The sequence below is a fragment of the Streptomyces sp. NBC_01320 genome, from assembly GCF_035974375.1.
Taxonomy (GTDB): domain Bacteria; phylum Actinomycetota; class Actinomycetes; order Streptomycetales; family Streptomycetaceae; genus Streptomyces; species Streptomyces yanii.
On record NZ_CP108390.1, the window covers coordinates 1738942 to 1757156 of the forward strand.

Annotated in this window: 9 protein-coding genes and 3 pseudogenes; 4 read left to right on the top strand and 8 right to left on the bottom strand. The window is 68.6% G+C overall.

The window, feature by feature from the left end; translation table 11 throughout:
- Nucleotides 1-236: 236 nt before the first annotated feature.
- Complete coding sequence (locus OG395_RS08390) at nucleotides 237-3626, bottom strand: S8 family serine peptidase (protein ID WP_327242316.1); 3390 nt, start codon at nucleotides 3624-3626, stop codon at nucleotides 237-239.
- Between the two features lie 1054 nt (nucleotides 3627-4680).
- The gene (locus OG395_RS08395) at nucleotides 4681-5709 is read right to left on the bottom strand and encodes a helix-turn-helix domain-containing protein (RefSeq protein WP_327242317.1); all 1029 of its coding nucleotides are present in this window, start codon (nucleotides 5707-5709) and stop codon (nucleotides 4681-4683) included.
- Between the two features lie 575 nt (nucleotides 5710-6284).
- Between OG395_RS08395 and OG395_RS08400 the strand changes: the two genes are divergently transcribed.
- Entirely contained in the window at nucleotides 6285-6656 is a 372-nt protein-coding gene (locus tag OG395_RS08400; RefSeq protein ID WP_327242318.1) for a VOC family protein, read from the top strand.
- 525 nt (nucleotides 6657-7181) lie between these two features.
- On the opposite strand, the pseudogene OG395_RS58190 reads toward OG395_RS08400, so the two are convergent.
- Together OG395_RS58190 and OG395_RS08415 are read right to left on the bottom strand one after the other, a co-directional pair.
- Nucleotides 7182-7704, bottom strand: a pseudogene (locus OG395_RS58190) (transposase); the annotation flags it as partial.
- A 303-nt stretch (nucleotides 7705-8007) separates the two neighbouring features.
- Nucleotides 8008-9523: pseudogene (locus tag OG395_RS08415) on the bottom strand (glycoside hydrolase family 43 protein).
- Nucleotides 9524-9540: 17 nt separating this feature from the next.
- Here OG395_RS08415 and OG395_RS58195 point away from each other — a divergent pair.
- The 3 genes from OG395_RS58195 to OG395_RS58205 all read left to right on the top strand — a co-directional run bounded on the left by OG395_RS58195 (nucleotide 9541) and on the right by OG395_RS58205 (nucleotide 10888).
- Nucleotides 9541-9738 carry a lantibiotic dehydratase gene (locus OG395_RS58195; protein ID WP_442818530.1) on the top strand — a complete coding sequence of 66 codons (198 nt, stop codon included), beginning with the start codon at nucleotides 9541-9543 and terminating at the stop codon, nucleotides 9736-9738.
- Nucleotides 9735-10280 (top strand): lantibiotic dehydratase, encoded by a 546-nt coding sequence (locus tag OG395_RS58200; RefSeq protein ID WP_442818531.1) that lies wholly within the window; start codon nucleotides 9735-9737, stop codon nucleotides 10278-10280. The genes OG395_RS58195 and OG395_RS58200 overlap by 4 nt, the downstream gene beginning before the upstream one ends.
- Nucleotides 10281-10654: 374 nt before the next feature.
- Nucleotides 10655-10888 carry a lantibiotic dehydratase C-terminal domain-containing protein gene (locus tag OG395_RS58205; protein ID WP_442818745.1) on the top strand — a complete coding sequence of 78 codons (234 nt, stop codon included), beginning with the start codon at nucleotides 10655-10657 and terminating at the stop codon, nucleotides 10886-10888.
- Here the strand turns inward: OG395_RS58205 and OG395_RS08425 are convergent.
- The 4 genes and pseudogenes from OG395_RS08425 to OG395_RS08440 all read right to left on the bottom strand — a co-directional run.
- Nucleotides 10851-11277: pseudogene (locus OG395_RS08425) on the bottom strand (DNA polymerase III subunit alpha); the annotation flags it as partial. The gene OG395_RS58205 and the pseudogene OG395_RS08425 overlap by 38 nt on opposite strands.
- A gap of 525 nt (nucleotides 11278-11802) precedes the next feature.
- Nucleotides 11803-12453, bottom strand: a complete 651-nt coding sequence (locus OG395_RS08430; protein ID WP_327242321.1) for a hypothetical protein — start codon at nucleotides 12451-12453, stop codon at nucleotides 11803-11805.
- A gap of 750 nt (nucleotides 12454-13203) precedes the next feature.
- The gene (locus OG395_RS08435; RefSeq protein WP_327242322.1) at nucleotides 13204-13923 is read right to left on the bottom strand and encodes a response regulator; all 720 of its coding nucleotides are present in this window, start codon (nucleotides 13921-13923) and stop codon (nucleotides 13204-13206) included.
- Complete coding sequence (locus OG395_RS08440) at nucleotides 13920-18179, bottom strand: HAMP domain-containing protein (RefSeq protein WP_327242323.1); 4260 nt, start codon at nucleotides 18177-18179, stop codon at nucleotides 13920-13922. Before OG395_RS08440 ends, OG395_RS08435 begins: the two co-directional genes overlap by 4 nt.
- Nucleotides 18180-18215 lie beyond the last annotated feature (36 nt).

The window sequence follows — 18215 nt, forward strand, 5'->3', positions numbered from 1 at the left end:
CTGAGCTCCGGCACTGACCCCCACCACCCGGGAGCCCGGCCCCGTCCGGTGTCGTACGCCTTGTGTGCTCGGAGTCCCCTGAAGACGGCCGCGGGAGCCCGGCAAGCTGTCGGCTTGTCGGGGCTCCGGCGGTCTGCATCTGGACCGGCCGTGCCCTGATGATCACGGGTGGGAACAGCAGGTGCCCGGCCGGGCGGGCCGCCCGTTGCGGGAGACCGCCCGGCCGGGCTTGGTGGTTACCGAACGTCGTAGGCGCGGGTGATGGTCTGGGTGACCGCGTTGCCGTTGGCGTCGGTGAGGGTGGCCTTCATCGTGACCTGCTTGCCGGAGGCGCCGGTGTGGTCGAGGACGGCGGTCCACTTGCCGTCCTGCTGCTCGGTCGGCGCCTGGGTCCAGGTGGCGCCGCCGTCGTAGGAGTAGGACAGCTTGGCCGCCGTGATCGCGCCCGGGGTGTACCCGGCGTGGCCCTCGGCCGACAGGCCGACCTTGATGCCGCTCTGCGCGGGCAGGGTGTTCAGGCCGTCCACCGGCACGTCGTACGCCGGGAAGAGGATCGGCAGGCCGCGCGAGTAGACGTCCGGCTCCAGGTGGGAGCGGAAGCTCCAGGTGGTGGTGACATCGGTGGAGCGCAGCCAGTTCCGGTCCGAAGTCGGGATCTTGGACAGGTTCTGGGTGAGCTCGTACGCGGAGTCCTCAGCCGGAACCTTGAACGCGTCGTACGGGTAGGCGCTGGTGGCGATCTGCTCGCCGTTGCGCTTCAGCACCAGGTTGCCGAGGTCGCCGAACGACCCGCCGTAGGACCAGTGGTCGCCGGAGCCGTCGAGCCAGAGCGCGTTCTGGAAGCCGATCAGGTCGCCCTGCCGCTCGGCGGTCAGCATCAGCTTGCCGTCGGCGTCGCGCGGCGCGGCCGGCCGCAGGGGGCCGCCGTACCACTCCTCGGCACGCCGCTCTCCGGCCCGGTAGGTGCGCTCTTGGTCGTTCATGAACGCGGCAAACGGGAAGCTGGTCATCGCGCCGTGGTACCAGGCGTCGTCGCCGGTCGTGTAGTAGGCGGTGCGGGTAGCGGGCACGTGGACCATGCCGAACGGGCTCACGGGGACGTAGTTGCCGCTGCTCCCGGAGGGGCGGATGAACATCGCGTCGATGTAGTCGGCCTCCTTGCCCATGGCGTTCCACGTTTCGGTGACCTGGGCCAGCTTGGAGTCCTCGGGCTTGTAGACCTGGTCGGACTGCAGCGGACCCTGGGTCGGGAACGACAGGTTGTAGACGTAGGGCGAGCCGTCCTCGGCGCCGGTCGCGCGCCAGGTGGGCCGGAACTCGAAGGTGCCGTTCTCGGCACGTCCGTCGACGTCTGCGTAGAACTTCTGGACGGTGTTGCCGGACAAGAGCGATCCGGATATCTGCCAGGTGTCGTCCCACGTGCGGGCGTAGCTGAACGTGGTGTTGTTGACCGTCGAGGGGCGGTCGGTGTGCAGGCTCAGCTGGTGGGCCTTGCGGGCGTCGAGGACGACAGTGGTGTCATGGGTGATCCGCAGCTGCGGGTTCCCGAGGTAGCTGATCGATTCGGGCTTGTTGTTCGCGTCGTAGCTCGCCACGAAGCTGCTGAGGGCATAGTCGCCCGGGCGCACGCTGTACGTCTGGGCGGTCGCACCCTGGTTGCTGCGGCGCTCGCCCTTGTCGGTGTCGAGGCTGACCAGGTCCAGGGAGGAGGGGCCGGTCGCGGGCTTGCCATTACGGTCGACGACCTTGACCCGGAGGGTGACCGTCTCCGGCTGGACGTAGAGCGTGACGGGCACGGAGACGTGCGCATCGCCGCCGGTGGCCAGGATCCGGCCGGTGACAGCGCCGTACTGGCCGGCTTTGAGGCGGGCGGTGGGGTCGATCCGCACCGGCACCTGGACGGTAGCCCCCGCGGGAACGGTCACCTTGCCCTGCTCCAGCTTGATGACGCCGGAGTTGACGTCGCTGCCGTCGTTGCCGCGCACACCGCTGACCTTGAGACTCAGAGCGAGGTCAGCGGCGCTGGTGTTGGTGAAGGGCACCTGCACGGTGGTGCGGTCCGAGGTGTCCTGCGGCCAGTTGTAACTGCCGCCCTGGACGGCGGGCGCGGAGAGCACCTTCTGGTGCACCGCCGCGGACACGTCGAGGACGCCGGCCCCGGTCTGGTCAGCGCCGGCGACCTGGCCGCCGGTGCGGGCGGAGGAGACCAGTGCGGCCTTGATCTGCTGCGCGGTCCAGTCCGGGTGGGCCTGGCGGACGATGGCCGCCGCGCCCGCGACGTGCGGGGTCGCCATGGAGGTGCCCGACATCGTCTGGTAGGCGTAGACGCCACGGCCGCCAGCGTTGGCCGCCGAGATATCGACGCCGGGGGCGGCGATCTCAGGCTTGAGGGTGTGGGTGACGGCCACCGGACCGCGGCTGGAGAACCACGCGGTGGTGTCGTCACGGTCGACAGCGCCGACGGTCAGCACGCCGGGCACGCAGCCGGGCGAGGAGACGGTCTCGATGCCCGAGCCGGCGTTGCCGGCAGCGACGACGAACAGGGTGTGCGTGTTCTGCGAGAGCTGCTTCGTGGCCTCGGCCAGCGGGTCGGTGCAGTCGCCGATCGCGGGGTTGCCCAGGCTCATGGAGACGACATCGGCTTGCTGGTCGACGGCCCACTGCATACCCGCGATGATCCAGGAGCTTGCGCCGGAGCCGCTGTCGTTGAGGACCTTGCCGACGAGTAGGGAGGTCCCGGGGGCGACGCCCTTCTTGCGGCCGTCGCTGGCCGCTCCGGAACCGCCGACCGTGGAGGCGGTGTGGGTGCCGTGACCCACCCGGTCGTTGGTGCTGTTGGAGTCCGTGAAGTTCTTGGACGCGGCGACCCGGCTCACCAGGTCCGGGTGCTCGGCGTCCACGCCCGTGTCCAGCACGGCGACCTTGGTGCCCTTGCCGTCGTAGCCTTCGGCCCAGGCCTCCGGCGCGTGCACCTGCTTGGTGGACTGGTCCAGCGTGGCCTCGACCTTGCCGTCCAGCCACAGCTTCTTCAGCGTGGAGCCAGAACGCGAGCGGGTGTTGGTGACGTCCTGCCAGAAGGCGGCGGCGGTGTCCTTGCCTGCCTTGAGCGCGACGCCGTCCACCGCGGGGAGACTCAGGCCCCGCTCGGACCCGCGAGGGGCCGCCGGCGCGCTTTCGGCGACGTTCACACTGTTCCGGTAGGTGGCGATAAGCGGCAGCGTGTCGGTGTGTGTGTCGTCGTATCCCTGGCGGATGAGCCCAGTCACGTTGAACAGCTGCTCGTCGACCTTGCCCTCGGCGATCGCCTGAGAGGCGTCCTCCGGGTAGACGTAAAGGTCCTTGCCCGTCTGATACGTCTGGACCAGCGGCTGAGTGCCGTCCTCGCGGGGCAGCACGGCCGCCGAGCTGTGGCCCGACCTGTCCGTGGTCACCAGCACCTTGTCGCCGGTGACGAGCGTGACCGTCACCTGCTTGCCGCCCGATGCCGTGGTCCCACTACCGATGATGGGCTTCTTCCCCGAGGCACCGTCAGGCGGCGCATCCGCCGCCCCGGATGGCGTGACCGCAGTGACGGCCAGGACGGCGGCGGTCGCCGTGCCCAAGGCCATACGCATGATGGGGCGCATGAGTCTCCCTACTTGAAGCCGTGAACATGCCATGTTGCGGCTGCAGCCTGGCAGACATACGGATTGCGTAGGGATGCCGCGCGTGACGGGTTTCCCGCGTGTCGGTTTTCCGCCACGCGGTCACATCTCTTGGTTCGTCAGTTCGGTGGGACTTCGGGCCTGGCAGGTGGGGGTATGCCCCGCGGGGCCGACGCTCGCCCGGATGATCTCGCCGAAGGGGGGCGCACGGGCACATTCCCCGCACTCCAGACCAGCCGCAGGCTCCATCCTCCCTCGAGCTCCTCCCGCCACGCCCATTCCCCAGGATCCGGGCGGGCTCCGATCCACCGTCGAGGATTGGAACCGGCAGCTCATGAGCGAGCTGCGGATCGGACCACACATCGGCCGTGGGCCGAGGTTGCGGGCAAAGGCTCCGGCCACCAGGTCGGCAAGCAGTTCCCGGAACAAAGGCTCCGCACTCCGGGAGCCACTGCAGCCACGGCAAGTCCTCGGCGAGCAGCTCCTCGGCCGGACTGAGGTCGCCGAGGCAGATCGATCCCGGTCGGAGGTGGCTGGCTCGCCCACGCCCTGCACACCGTCGAGGTCACCGCTGACCGGCCGCCGACGTCGTCAGCAACGGGCCGCCATGGGAAGCAGCTTCACCGGCGGGCTCGCCATCGTCCTGTCCCCCACGACAACCCGGGCTTCCGGCCCGGTCTGCACGCGTGTTCATTCAGCCTCGGCGCCGGATTCAGCTTCTCGGTGCTGTATACGGTCGAGACTGCGGCCGCGCCGCCGACCAGAAGAGCTCCGCCGGATAGATCGCCGGTTTCGTCATCGTGGCCGTCGCGATCGCAACGTCGTTCCTCATCCCCGAGCAGCCGAGACCCGATGGGGATTCGGTCAGGTACCTGTCGGCGTGGGTGCGCGCGCCGCCGCGCCGGTAGACACCTCCAGCCCGGATCACGGCCACGCCAGCGGTGAAGCAAGAACCCGCCAGGAGTTGGCGGCCACCCTCGCACGGTGACCACCAACAGACGGAGACTCCTCGGCCCTCGCGCCGAGAAGGAAGAGGTCAGAGCCAGCCCGCACGTGCGGCGTGCCATCCGAGTTGCAGGCGCGAATCCGCCCCGGCTAGGTCCATCAGACGGCGTGTCCGTCGCTCCACGGTGCGTATGGAGAGGCCGAGTTGGGAGGCCGCCCGCCGGTCGGAGATCCCTGCCAGCAGCAGGGCGAGGACCTCCAGTTCCCCCTCGGTTGGCTGCTGATCGGCTGTCGCCTCCGCACGCACACCCGTGGTGGTGTTGTACAGCGGCCGGGCCTGGGCCCATTCCTTCTCGAAGAGATGGACCAGGGCCGTCAACAGGCCGCTGCGGTGCACCACGATGGCGCTCGGCTCGCCCCCGGAGTCCGCCATGTCCAGTGGCACCATGGCACGCTCCCGGTCCGACACGACCATCTTCAGCGGCAACGAGTCGACCAGGCGGAGCTCGAGACCCGCCATCATGGCCGCCCTCACGTCCCGCGCTACCTCGTGACCATCGAGATAGTCCTTGGCAGCCACGACCCGGAAATCGACTCCGCGGTCCAGCGCGGAATTCTCCGACATGTCGGCTTCCTCGCGCGGCACCGCGATGGGCGCGCCGACGAGGAAGACGAGCAACTCCCGCTGGGCGCCGCGCTGCAGTTGGTGGAACCGGTGTGCGACCTGCTCCACGCCGACGACCACCTCCACGACGCTGCCTGCAGAGTGTGCAGCGGTACTGCGGTACTGCTCTGTCAGCATCGAGAACGCGGTCTCGGCCCGGTGCAACGCGTTGCGCTGCTCGACGAGGAGCGGGGCCAGGGCCACCGAGGGTGGTGTGAGCCGGTAGCGGGCGGGCTGGCGGCCGGCCCCGCAGTCAGCCGAGTCAGGTGCCCCGCTCCCGGCCTCGGTGGCGACCGCCACCAGGCCACGTGTCGCCAGGTCAAGCAGGATGCGGGTGGTCTCGGCCTTCTCGAGTCCGGTGTGCCGGGCGAGGTCCTGCGCAGAGGCTGTCGGGCGAGCCAGCAGTGCCGTGTAGATGGCCTCTTCGGCCGGGCCCAATCCCAGTGCCTGCAGCATCCAGCTCCTCCTCGGGCGGCCATCGCGTCCGGCCCTGGTGCAGGTTGTGTGGACCGAGCGGATTCTTCTCAGCCGAACCCTATCCCGCTGTCAGGATGTCGAATTCAAACTCGCCGCCCGGCAGGACGGGGGACAGGATCCGCCGTCCCCACCCGAACGGATCCGTACCGCGTGCTGTCTGGCGATGGGCAGGACAACGACACCAGGGCGCACGGGTTCGTCCAGAAGCCGGGCGATCGAGGTGCCCAGCGCGGTCGCCAGCCGATCGAGGACCAGCACGCTCGGCTCTTGGTACTGCGCTCCGCCTCGGAAACCATGCTCCGGCTCACCCCGCTCAGCGCGACGAGACGCTCCGCGGCCATGCCTCGAGCCCGCCGCTCGGCTCGGATCCTGGCTCCCAGCTCAGCCATGGAAAGGCCACTGGAAAGGGCATTGCCACCACTCATGATTCCGCTATAGCGATGAACGTCCCTTAAGAGGAGGACGTTCGGTCCACGAATGACACCACCCCCCAGCGGGACGCCCGATCACCGTGCGAGGACTTGTCCGGGCGACCATTGGGCACACTGGCCGACATGCCTGTCTCGCTGCATCACATCGTCATCGACGCCCACGACCTGCCCACCCTGGCTCAATTCTGGGCCGAGGTGCTGGGCTGGAGAATCCTGTCCGAGCGGGAGCGGGAGGTCGTGATAGGACCGGACGAAACCGCGCCGGTGGGTATCTGCTTCATGCCAGTGACGGACCGTAAGGTCGTCAAAAACCGCCTGCACCTCGATCTGACTTCTCCCGCGGACGAGCGGGAGGCCGAGATCGAGCGCATCCTCGCACTCGGCGCCCGCAGGGCGGACGTCGGGCAGAGCGGCAACGAGTCGTGGACCGTGCTGGCCGATCCTGAGGGGAACGAGTTCTGTGTAGTCCGCCCGAAGGAGACCCTCATCGGCTAAGAGCCTGTCGGGTGACCTTCGATCGGATAGCGGACGCGGTCTGGTGCGTGCGATTCCAAGGCGGCGGGATGTCCTCGGATGGGGTCTCCCCTGCTCGAACAAAGCTGAGAGCTTGGGGAAGGAGCTACCAGGATATTTCGGCAACGCGGGAAGCGTGCGTGCCAGGGCGTGACCGCCCGATCAGAGGTCACCCGACAGGCTCTCAGGGCTGTCCCGTCATCCCCAAGGGAGCTGCGCGCGGCGTCAGATGCGGCGCATCGCAAGGCGGAGGAGCTTCCTGATACTGGACGTATTCGGGCGCTCCGACAACGCGGCGAGGTGCCGTAGCTGACGCCGTGCGCCCGCCGTGGATGACGGGACATCCCCGAGCCTCCCCATTTCAGTCGGGTCGGATGAGCTGGGTTGACGGTGGAGGGCCGTGGCTGTCGGCGGGGTGCGCATGGCTGGGGGCCCGGCGCTCAGGTCGGGTTCTCCGGGTTCCTCGGGTCGTGGGTGGGCAGGGGCAGTTGCCGTTGGTCGGGTGGCTGGCCTCGAGAGGGCTGCGAGGCGGGCGCAAGAGTGTGCCAGCTCATGTCGCCAGGGCCGGCCGGCGGCGATCCGAAGGTGGAGGCGGCGGCCTCCACGCGTGATGCGGGCGGCTGCGTGCAGCAGACGGTAGCGGAGCTCCTTCGGCTCGGCGGAGGCCAACTCGTCGGCCGGCAAAAGGGTCTGGGCTCAGGCGACCAGATCGACCGCGGTCAAGGAAAGCCCCGGGCAGGCGGTGTTGAGCGCGAAACGGCGGGAGGGGAAGCGGACGAAACCGGTGGCCTTGCCGCAGCGGGTGCGGTCCTCGACGCGGGCATGTGCCCGGTGGCAGGCCTCCAGATGCTGCAGGCAGCCTTCGCCGTGAGGGGTGTCGGTGAGGAAGACCTGGTGCCGCATGCCCTCGTCCAGATCGAACAAGGACAGCTGGGCACCGAGGTGAGGGCGCCCGCGCCGGACGATGATCCGGATGCTGTCCGGGCCGGTCCGCCAGGTCCACCATGCCGGTCGGTTCCGCCACTTCAGCCCCGGGGCCGAAGCACCATGTGATCACCGACGCGCGCAGCACCCTCCTGGCCATCAGCCTGACCGGCGGCAACGGCCGGACTCGTACCGACCGTGAAACCGCCTCAGCCGGCTGCGCATCCGAGATCGGCCAACAACCTTCCGCCACACGAAAGATCAAACAGCGGCTCGCGGCCCTGGTCGTCCGTCTCTCCGACCTCACCACAGCGGTCAGCAGCCCGGCTCTCACGCCCAGGGTCACGGTTGGCTTCAGTGCCGTTCGACGCCCGTGGGTCCGCCATCCACACCGATCCACGACCGTCATTCAGCCATCGAGCGGCTCATAGTCGAACCAGTCGAAGTGGACGGTACCGGCTGAGGCGTACATTCCGATGACCCGGCCGGTGAAACCGCCGGCGACCTCCGTGGACAGGTACCGTCCATCGAGCGTCGTGAGCTCGACGAACGTGCCGTCCGGTTCCTCGATGCTGATGGAGAGGGTGTCCGGGCCGGTACGTGCGTCGCCTACGGCCTGCGTAACGGTCACCTCGATTCTGAGGACCAGGGGCCCGGCGGGTGCCTGCTGAGACGCGACCACTGTGTGCAGGGGGCCGATGCGGGCGAGCACCCGTACCTCGCCGAACGCCGCGTCGATATCGTAGTGGTGCTGCTCGTCGAGGCGGACGGCCAGGCCACCGCGTCCCTCCGCCGGGTCGACCAGGGCGCGTACCCGGCAGGACAGGTGCTGTTGGCGCCGGCCGACGAACGTCACATCGAGATCGTCGAGCGAGCTCCCACGGGCGTGCAGCGTGAGCCAGCCGGCCCGTTCCTTCGTGGTGCAGTTCTCCGCAGGGCGCTCGCGCGGCGAGACCCAGCATGCGGCCAGCTCACTGAGGTCGAAGTCGTCCCGGACCGGCGCGACGGCGCCCGGCTGAAGCGGCCACGGGGGCGCGGGCATCACGGGCGAAAGGTCGCCGACGACCGGCCAGCCGTCGACCCAGCTCACCGCCGCCGGAAACGTCTCGCGGCCGAGTACGTGCCAGCCTGGGGTGCCACCGCGCGGTCGCGCTCCGAGCAGCACCATCCACCACGAACCGTCGGGTGCCTGCACCAGATCCGCGTGACCGGTGTTCTGAATGGGGTAATCGGTCCCGCGGTGCGTCAGAATCGGGTTGGCCGGGCACGGCTCGAACGGGCCGGTGGGTGTGCGGTCACGAGCGATCGAAACACCATGGCCCCGCTCGGTGCCGCCTTCGGCGATGAGCAGGTACCAGTAGTCGTCGATCCGGTACAGATGCGGCGCTTCCGGGGCTTTGGCATCGTCGGTGCCGGACCAGAGCCGGCGGTGGACCGAACGATTCCCCGGTGTGCGGATCGATGCGAATCTGTCCGACTCCGGCATAGGTGCACCAGCAGTTGCCGTCGTCGTCCCAGGCGAGATCGGGGTCGATGCCCGGTACCCCGGGCACCCGGATCGGGTCGGACCAGGGGCCGGCCGGATCGGTGGCGGTGAACAGCAGGTTGCCGCCGTCGTGCACGTTTGTAGTGATCAGCCAGAAACGGCCGTCGTGATGGCGCAGTGTGGGCGCGTAGATCCCGCTGGAGGAGGCGGCGTCAGGCGATGGACGCAGTTGGTCAGGCCGTTCCAAGGCGTTGCCGATCTGCGTTCAGTGGACCGGGTCCCGGCTGTGGAATATGGGCACGCCGGGGAAGTACTCGAAGCTGGAGCACGCGAGGTAGTAGTCCGCGCCCACCCGGCAAATGCTCGGATCGGGGTGGAACCCGGGGACCACGGGGTTGCTGATGGTGTTACTCGTCTGGGGCGTGCTGGACACTCTCATCGAGTCCTTTCATCGGTGTGACCACACTGCGCCGGCGTCAACAAGCGGCCGTGCTCAACGGCCGCGATGAGGTAGTTCTGGACGAGGCGCTGGTCTCCGCCCCGAAACTGGAGCCCAATTATCCCCGGCTGCCGCCGCATCTGGAGGTCGGCGTACGAGTGCACGCCTGCAGCCTCGAGGACCTGCAGCGTAGGCGGTTCCGGCTGGAGTCGTGAGTGTGTCCCGCGGAGCCAGTGTCTCCACGGGCCTTTTCCTCGGCGTGCTGGCCCCCGGGGGGACCGTGACACTCTGGCCGCCGACCTGTTCCGACCTGCCGGCCGCCGCCGGCCACGCCGTGGCCGCGAAGCTCTCCTTTCCGCCGTTGCTGCCCGAGAGCGCCCACGCCACTCGTACTCCGCGGGTGCTGCCCACTGTGATCAACCTGCAGGAGCACCGCTCCCCCGGCGACGACTTGCTGACCGTCGAGGACCTGGCGGTGGCCTGCGAGGGGCGCCACATGTACCTGGCCGTTCCCGAGCGTCGCCACTGCGCCGAGGCCGCGCGGATGCATGCGCTGAATCTGCGCAACCGCACGCCGCTGCTGGTGCGTTTCCTCGCCGAGCTGCCCCTCGCCCAGTGTGCGCAGGTCACCGTGTTCGACTCGGGCGCCACGGCGAAGATGCCGTTCCTGCCGCGCCTGCGGTACTGGCGCACGATGCTCGCCCCGGCCCTCTGGAGGCTGCAAGCGTCCGAGCTACCCGGCCGCGCCCGCCAATAGGCGGCGTAGGACGCCGAGTTCGGCTCTTGACGAAGGCGCCGCCTGCCGCAGCGGGTACGCCTCGTTGAGGCTGACCGGCGCCTGGTCCTCAGCCTCGATGAGGCCGGCCACCGGGCGCTGCTGCGCGAGCACCTCGACCGCGCGGGCCCGGCGGAGCTCACCGCGGCCGCCGCGCCGGAAGCGTCGGCTGGTGTGACGGCCGCGCGCGCGTGGTCGTTGTGCCGCTCAAGGCCGTCCGGCCGCGGGCCTGGCCACCCCTGCCCCCGGCCCAGATCCTCTCTCGGCAACAGATGCAGGCCCCGGCGGTCTCGTCGGTGCTCCTGGCTACCCTGTACGGGGACCTCCGGCGCCAGGACACCATGCTCTCTCAGCACATGCCGGACCTGCTCGAGCGGCTCGGCCGACCGCCGTGGTCGTTCGTCCGCTTCCGCGACCCCTATCAGCACTTGCGCCTCCGCATCGCCCTCCCGAACTCCTCGGCGTTCGCCGACACGGCCGGCACGGTGAGCACGTGGGGCGACGGGCGGCGCGACGCAGGGCTGCCGGCAGACTTCCGTTACCCCACAAGCTTCCGGGAGCTGGAGCGCTGGTACGGCCGAGTCGGGTGAGGTCGGCGGAGCGGGTGCCGGCGGACCGAAGGTCGGCGTACAGGTGCAACTTGGCACCGGCGGTCCTGTTCGTCAGCCAGCCCCCACGCCGGTACGTTGGCCGGCTGGGCAGGTGCGGGTGCGGGTGCGCGGTCGAGGACGACCTGGGGGCGTGGTCGTGATGGGCCGCCGCGAGCGCTTCGAGGTCCACACCATCTGCCCGACGACGGTCCGGCGAGGGCCTCGGGCTGCGACGGTGCCGCGTACGAGCAGCAGTCCGATGTCGAACGATGTGTGCGCGCAGGACTCGTGGGAGCCCTCGAAGAAGGGCAGTCGACCAGTCCTTCGAGGGTGACGAAGATGACGCGCTTCCCGGACGGGATGGACGGTCTCTGGGTGGACGGCGAGACCGGATGACAGGCGCAGTTGCGGCGGCCGGCAAAGGTCGCTCAAGGCCACGCTTTCTCGCGGCCGGACCGGGCCCCACCCGAACAAGCAGCCCACACAGCGGGCATCCCACCGGCAATCCCCCGGATCCCGGCTCGCGCGGCTTCAGCCGTCCGAGCCCGCCAACCGCACCAGACCAGGCAGCAGCGAACCCTCAAGGACCGCCCCGCCATCCCCGGCGGATCAGCCCGCCGTGCCAGGCGCGGTGCATCACAAAGCGCAAGGGCATCCCCACACCGGGCACCTTCGAGCGTTCCGACAACGCAGCAAGGGTGCCGCCGCCGTCACCGTGCGCCCCCTGGGGACCACGGGGCACCCCTTAGTATGGCCAGGCCGATGTACAGGAAACCGGGTGTGCGCCGCACACGCCCACCCCGGACAGGCTCCCCCAGCCGTGTGCCCCCATGCCGGAAACCCCGGCCCGATTCCGACGGGCCGGGGTTTCCATGTCATGCAGACCCTGCTCTACCACCTGTGGAGGTGGTCCCTCACCACTCCTTGTCGAAGTGGTCCCGGACGACCCGGAAGCTGCCCACGACACCGTTTTTGACGAACACGCCGCCACGGATGTGGTGCCGGGTGAAGACACCGTTGCTGGTGCTCCAGGGACCGACCGTCGCAACCGGGGAACCGTTGTCGCAGGTCGCCCCACGGAAGAACTCAACAGTCCGGCGGCTGTCGTTACGGACGTTGAAGCTCCGCGAGCCCAGACCGCTCACCACCGTGATGCAGCCATCCTCACCACGAGCCGAGTACGACCGCTCGTTGATGAAGATCCGGCCCTCCTCCTTGTGGCGGAAACCACCACGCTCGTTGCCGCCGCCGTAGCCGCCGTAGCCGCCGCCGCCGTAGCCGCCCTCGTTCCCCTTGCCCTCGTTCCCCTTCCCGCTCCCGCTCCCGTTCCCGTTCCCGTTCCCGTAACCGTTCCCGTTCCCGTTCTCGTTCCTGTTCCCGTTCTCGTTCCTGTTCCCGTTCCCGTTCCCGTTTCCGTTCCCGTTTCCGTTTCCGCCGTCAGCCAGCGGAGCAGCCTGCTGAACTGCCGGGGCGGACCCGGTAGCCGAGGCATACGTAATGCCGGTAGTAGCCAGAACCGCTGCGCCTACTACGGCAGCGGTTACAGCGACTGTACGCGTGGTCATGTCACTTCTTCCTGTCTCAGAGACGCCGGCTGGGCAGCCGACCTGAGACGAACGTACTGACCGCCTCATTACCTGTCATATCGGGACAGATCCACGGCGTGACACCACAGGGCCGACCGAGTGTACGCACCCCACCCCCACACACTCCATGATTATCTGACGAATCATCAAATAACGGAACAGTAAGCCTCTCTGGCGCGCGATTAGCCCTTCCGGGCGACATGCACCCACCCCCTCACCCTCTCGGCAGCACCCCACCCCAACCCACCACCCCCCATCAGCACCCTGAACAACCGTCACTCAGCGCCCCCGCCACCCTCACCACCCAGCACCCCCACCACCCCGACCCCCTGAACAAGCGTCACCCGCGCTCCCGCCGGTACATACGTTGGGCGAAGCCCGGAAGCGGTGCGTCCAAGCCCCAGGCAAGAACTGGTGCCCCACGGCGTCCCAGCCCCCAGGAAGCGCCCAGCCACCCACCGCCCTGATCTGGCCCGGCTCGCAAGCTGCGCCGGCATTTCGAACACGACTATCGCGAGCCGAAGACCGTCCTCAGACTCACCTGCTTCGAAGGCCGATCACCACAGTCCGGCACCGCCACGTCACCCCCGCGACCGCCCGTCCACTCCTGACCGAACAGCGGACCTGGCCGGATGCCCCTCCCTGGGCCTGACCCTCTACCAGGCCCTGGTCCTCATACATCGCCTCCTGGCCACCTGGGCCGGCACGCACCTAACCTCGGGTGCCGACCTAGTAGGCGTCCCGGCCCGCGCGCAGGCTGCGGACGGTACGCTCGAGGTCGGCGATGCGGTCGGCGAGGCCGACTGCCTCGGCGCCTTCGGCGTCCCGTAGTTGCAGCTCGATCTGGGCGAGCCGCTCGGTGATCTCCGCCAGCTGCTGGCCACTGCCCGCACTGGCACTGGCACCCGCACCTGCGCCCCGTGCCCGCGACAGCCTGTCCCGGGCACCCCCCATGGGTTCTACCGATCCCGCCGGGCCTACCGGTGCGGCGGGAGTCGGCGCCCCGACCAGCAGACGACGCAGTTGCTCGGCCTGTGCGGCGAGCTGACGGTTCTTGCGGTACAGATCCAGGAAGACGTTGACCTTGGTGCGGAGCAGCCAGGGGTCGAAGGGTTTGGTCAGGAAGTCGGCGGCGCCAATCGCGTATCCCCGGTAGAGGTAGTCCGTGTCGGTCTCGGCCCCGGTCAGCAAGATGATGGGCACGTCCTTGGTCTGGTCCAGACGCTTGATGTTGGCGGCGGTCTCGAAGCCGTCCATGCCGGGCATCAGGACATCGAGCAGCACGACCGCGAACTCCTGGCGCAGCATCGCCTTGAGGGCCTCCTCTCCGGAGTGGGCGCGTACCAGCTGCTGGTCGAGCGAGCCGAGTACAGCCTCCAGCGCGACCAGGTTCTCCTCCATGTCGTCGACGATCAGGATGCTGGCCTTCTCCGGAGTGTTAATGGTCATGTCCTCGGCCTCGGAGGGTCTGTGCCGTCTTCCCCTGCTGGATGTGACGCTTCACCGGTTCCTGCCTCCGGTGCCGGAGGGGCGCCTTGCGGGTCGAGCAGGTCACAGATGACCGTCAGCAGGCGGTCCACGTCCACGGGCTTGGGGACGTAGTCGGAGGCGCCGCTTTCGATCGCCTTCTCGCGGTCGCCCGGCATGGCCTTGGCCGTGAGCGCGATGATGGGCAGCCCGGCGAGACGGGGCGTGCGCCGGATAGTCCGGATCGTCTCGCATCCGTCCATTTCGGGCATCATGATGTCCATCAGGACCAGCGACACGTCAGGAGACCGGTCGAGGACCTCGATGCCTTCGCGGCCGTTCTCGGCGTACTTCACGGTGATGCCGACGCGGCCCAGCATATGCGTGAGCGCGAAGACGTTCCGGATGTCGTCGTCGACGATCAGGATGCGGCGCCCTGCCAGCACGCGGCCGGGGCGCCCGCCCAGCCACTCTCTGAGCCGTGTCGTCTCCGGCCAGGTGTCGTCTCGGCCGTCGGCGGCCCCCGGGGTTCCCCTGCCGATCAGGCTGTCCGCGTTCCCGAAGACGCCGCTCGGTGCGTAGTCGGCAGCGTCCGGCGACGGTTCGGCCTGTCCAGGGAGCGCAGCGGGGGCGGCCGGCACAGCCACCGCGTCGGGCTCCGGGAAGACGCCGGGGTGGCGCGACGGAACGTAGAGAGTGAAGCAGGATCCGACGCCCAGTTCGCTCTCGGCGACGATCCGGCCGCCGAGCAGCCCGGCGATCTCGCGGCTGATGGACAACCCGAGCCCGGTCCCTCCGTACTTGCGACTGGTGGTGCCGTCGGTCTGCTGGAACGCATCGAAGATGACCGACAATTTTTCGGGCGGTATGCCGGTGCCGGTGTCCTTGACCGAGAACGCGATGACGGTCTCGGCGTTCCGCAGCGACCGGTCCTCGAACTTCGTTCCCGGCACGCACTCGACGCGCAGCTCCACGCCGCCGGAGGAGGTGAACTTCACGGCGTTGGACAGCAGATTACGCAGGATCTGCTGGAGGCGCTGCTCGTCCGAGACCAGCTCGCTCGGCACGTTCTCGCCGACCGTGACGTCGAAGGCGAGCCCGCGGTCGAGGGTCAGCGGGCGGAACGTGGCCTGCACGTAATCCAGCAGCTTGACCAGGGGCAATGTCCTCGGGCGGACGTCCATCCGGCCCGCCTCGATCTTCGACAGGTCGAGGATGTCGTTGATCAGCTGCAGCAGATCCGAGCCCGAGCGGTGGATGGTGGCCGCGAATTGCACCTCCTGCTCGGACAGCGTGCCATCCGGGTTGTCGGCAAGCAGGCCGGCCAGGATCAGCAGCGAGTTGAGCGGGGTGCGCAGCTCGTGCGACATGTTCGCCAGAAACTCGGACTTGTACTGCGAGGACGTGGCGAGCAGGGCTGCCTTCTCCTCCAGCGCCGCATTGGACCGCTGGAGCTCGTCCGACCTCTTGCGCAGCTCGCTGGTGAGGCGCTGGGACTCCGAGAGCAGGGACTCGGTGCGGGAGTTGGCGATGATGGTATTGATGGAGACGCCGATGGTGGTGACGAACTGGTCGATGAAGGCCAGGTGTACGTCACTGAACTTGCTGAACGAGGCCAGCTCGATCACTCCGAGCACCTGGTCCTCGAAGAGGATCGGCAGGATGACGACGCTGGCCGGAAGTGCGGCGCCGAGCCCGGAGTTGATGGTGATGTAGTCCGGTGGGACATCGGCGATGAGGATGCGCTTCTTCTCCAGAGCGGCCTGGGTGATCAGCCCGCGGCCAGGCGTCCCGGACTCGGGCAACGGGCCGCTCCCCCTGGCCGCATCGGTGCCGTAGCCGGCGATGAACTGAAGCCCCTCCCCCGGCTTGGCCGCGGCCTCGGTCAGGAAGAACGCTCCGAACTGTGCGTTCACCAACGGCGTCAGCTCGCGCAGGATCAGGTCGGCGACCTCGACGAGATCTCGGTGGCCCTGCATGAGACCCGCGATGCGAGTGAGGTTGGATTCCAGCCAGTCCTTGGCGCGGGTGGTCTCGCGGAGGTTGGCCACCATGAGGTTGACGTTGTTCTTCAGCTCGGCGACCTCGCCCTGTGCCTCGACCGAGATGGCACGGGACATGTCGCCCTGGGTAACGGCGCTGGCGACCTCGGCGATCGCGCGGACCTGGCTGGTGAGGTTCGAGGCGAGTTCATTGACGCTGGTGGTGAGCCGCTTCCACGTTCCGTAGACGCCCTCGACGCGGGCCTGGCCACCCAGCTGTCCCTCGCTGCCGACCTCGCGGGCGACCCGTGTCACCTCGGAGGAGAACGAGGAGAGCGTGTCGACCATCGTGTTGATGGTGGTCTTCAGCTCCAGGATCTCGCCGCGCGCGTCCACGTCGATCTTCTTCGACAGGTCGCCCTGCGCGACAGCGGTGGCGACCTGGGCGATGTTGCGGACCTGGGAGGTCAGGTTGTCCGCCATGAAGTTGACGTTGTCGGTGAGGTCCTTCCACACCCCGGAAACGCCTCGGACCTGCGCCCGTCCGCCCAGGTTCCCCTCGGTGCCGACCTCGCGTGCGACTCGCGTCACCTCATCCGCGAAGGCCCGCAGTTGCTGGACCATCGTGTTGACGGTGTCCTTCAGCTCCAGGATCTCGCCGCGCGCGTCCACGTCGATCTTCTTCGACAGGTCGCCGTTGGCGACGGCCGTGGTCACCTGGGCGATGTTGCGAACCTGCGAGGTGAGGTTCAACGCCATGAAGTTGACGTTGTCGGTGAGGTCCTTCCACACCCCGGAAACGCCTCGGACCTGCGCCTGCCCGCCCAGGTTCCCCTCGGTCCCGACCTCGCGTGCGACTCGCGTCACCTCATCCGCGAACGCCGAGAGCTGGTCGACCATCGTGTTGATCGTCGACTTCAGCTCCAGGATCTCGCCCTTTGCCTCCACCGTGATCGTCTTGCCGAGGTCACCCTGCGCGACGGCAGTGGCGACCTGGGCGATGTTGCGGACCTGGGAAGTCAGGTTGTCCGCCATGAAGTTGACGTTGTCGGTGAGGTCCTTCCACACCCCGGAGACCCCGCGGACCTGCGCCCGCCCGCCCAGGCGCCCCTCGGTGCCGACCTCGCGGGCGACTCGCGTCACCTCATCCGCGAACGCCAACAGTTGGTCGACCATCGTGTTCACGGTGCTTTTGAGCTGGAGAATTTCGCCCTGTGCGTCCACGGTGATCTTCTGGCTGAGATCGCCGTTGGCGACGGCGGTGGTCACCTGGGCAATGTTGCGGACCTGCGAGGTGAGGTTCGATGCCATGAGGTTGACGTTGTCCGTGAGGTCCTTCCACACCCCGGAGACCCCAGGCACCTGAGCACGTCCGCCCAACTGCCCTTCGGTGCCGACCTCGCGGGCGACCCGTGTCACCTCGTCCGCGAACGCCCGAAGCTGGTCCACCATGGTGTTCACGGTGAGCTTCAGCTCCAACAGCTCGCCGGTCGCCTCGACCGTCACCTGCTGGGTCAAGTCGCCGCGCGCCACCGCCGTGGTCACCACGGCGATGTCGCGCACCTGCGCCGTCAACCGCGCTGCCATGGTGTTGACGGCCTCGGTGACGTAACGCCAGTCGCCCGACAGGCCCTGCATCTTGGCCCGTCCGCCGAGCCGCCCTTCTGTCCCGACCTCCCGTGCGACACGCGTGACCTCACCCGTGAACAGGGACAGCTGGTCGACCATGCGGTTCACCACGAGTCCCAGACGCCGTAGGTCACCGCGGAGTTGGCGGTTGCCGTCGTGCATATCCACCCTCTGCGTCAGATCACCGGCGGCAACCGCGTCCAGCACCCGTGTCGCTTTCGCTACCGGGGCCACCAGCGCCTCCACGAGCTGGTTCGCCGCGTCCACGCTCGTCGCCCATGCCCCTTGCCCGGGGCTCGCCGCAATCCGCTCGTCCAGTCTGCCCTGCCGCACGACCTCGCGGCGCACCCGCTGGAGTTCCTCCGCCAGATGCGCATTCCGCGCGCTGACCTGGTTGAACACCCCTGCCATCTCGGCCAGGACACCTTCGTCTGCACCCTGCACACGTACGGTGAAGTCGCCATCGCACAACGAATTCAACGCTGCGAGAAGTGGACGCAGTTCAGCCGTGCGCACCCACTGCCCGTCCGGGGTGGAGTCCGGCCGGGCCACGCGTTCCGGGGAATCGGAGGATTCCGGGGTATGAGGGGCGGGGGAAACGCCATCGGAGGGCGGGTCGAGTGCCATGGCAGCTCACGCTCAGGCTCGGGTCATATGGGCGCT

Coding starts and splice junctions, on each gene's coding strand:
- OG395_RS08390 (WP_327242316.1), bottom strand. CDS start 3,626: ATGCGCCCCATCATGCGTATGGCCTTGGGCACGGCGACCGCCGCCGTC.
- OG395_RS58205 (WP_442818745.1), top strand. CDS start 10,655: ATGCCGGACCTGCTCGAGCGGCTCGGCCGACCGCCGTGGTCGTTCGTC.
- OG395_RS08400 (WP_327242318.1), top strand. CDS start 6,285: ATGCCTGTCTCGCTGCATCACATCGTCATCGACGCCCACGACCTGCCC.
- OG395_RS08395 (WP_327242317.1), bottom strand. CDS start 5,709: ATGCTGCAGGCACTGGGATTGGGCCCGGCCGAAGAGGCCATCTACACG.
- OG395_RS08440 (WP_327242323.1), bottom strand. CDS start 18,179: ATGGCACTCGACCCGCCCTCCGATGGCGTTTCCCCCGCCCCTCATACC.
- OG395_RS08430 (WP_327242321.1), bottom strand. CDS start 12,453: ATGACCACGCGTACAGTCGCTGTAACCGCTGCCGTAGTAGGCGCAGCG.
- OG395_RS08435 (WP_327242322.1), bottom strand. CDS start 13,923: ATGACCATTAACACTCCGGAGAAGGCCAGCATCCTGATCGTCGACGAC.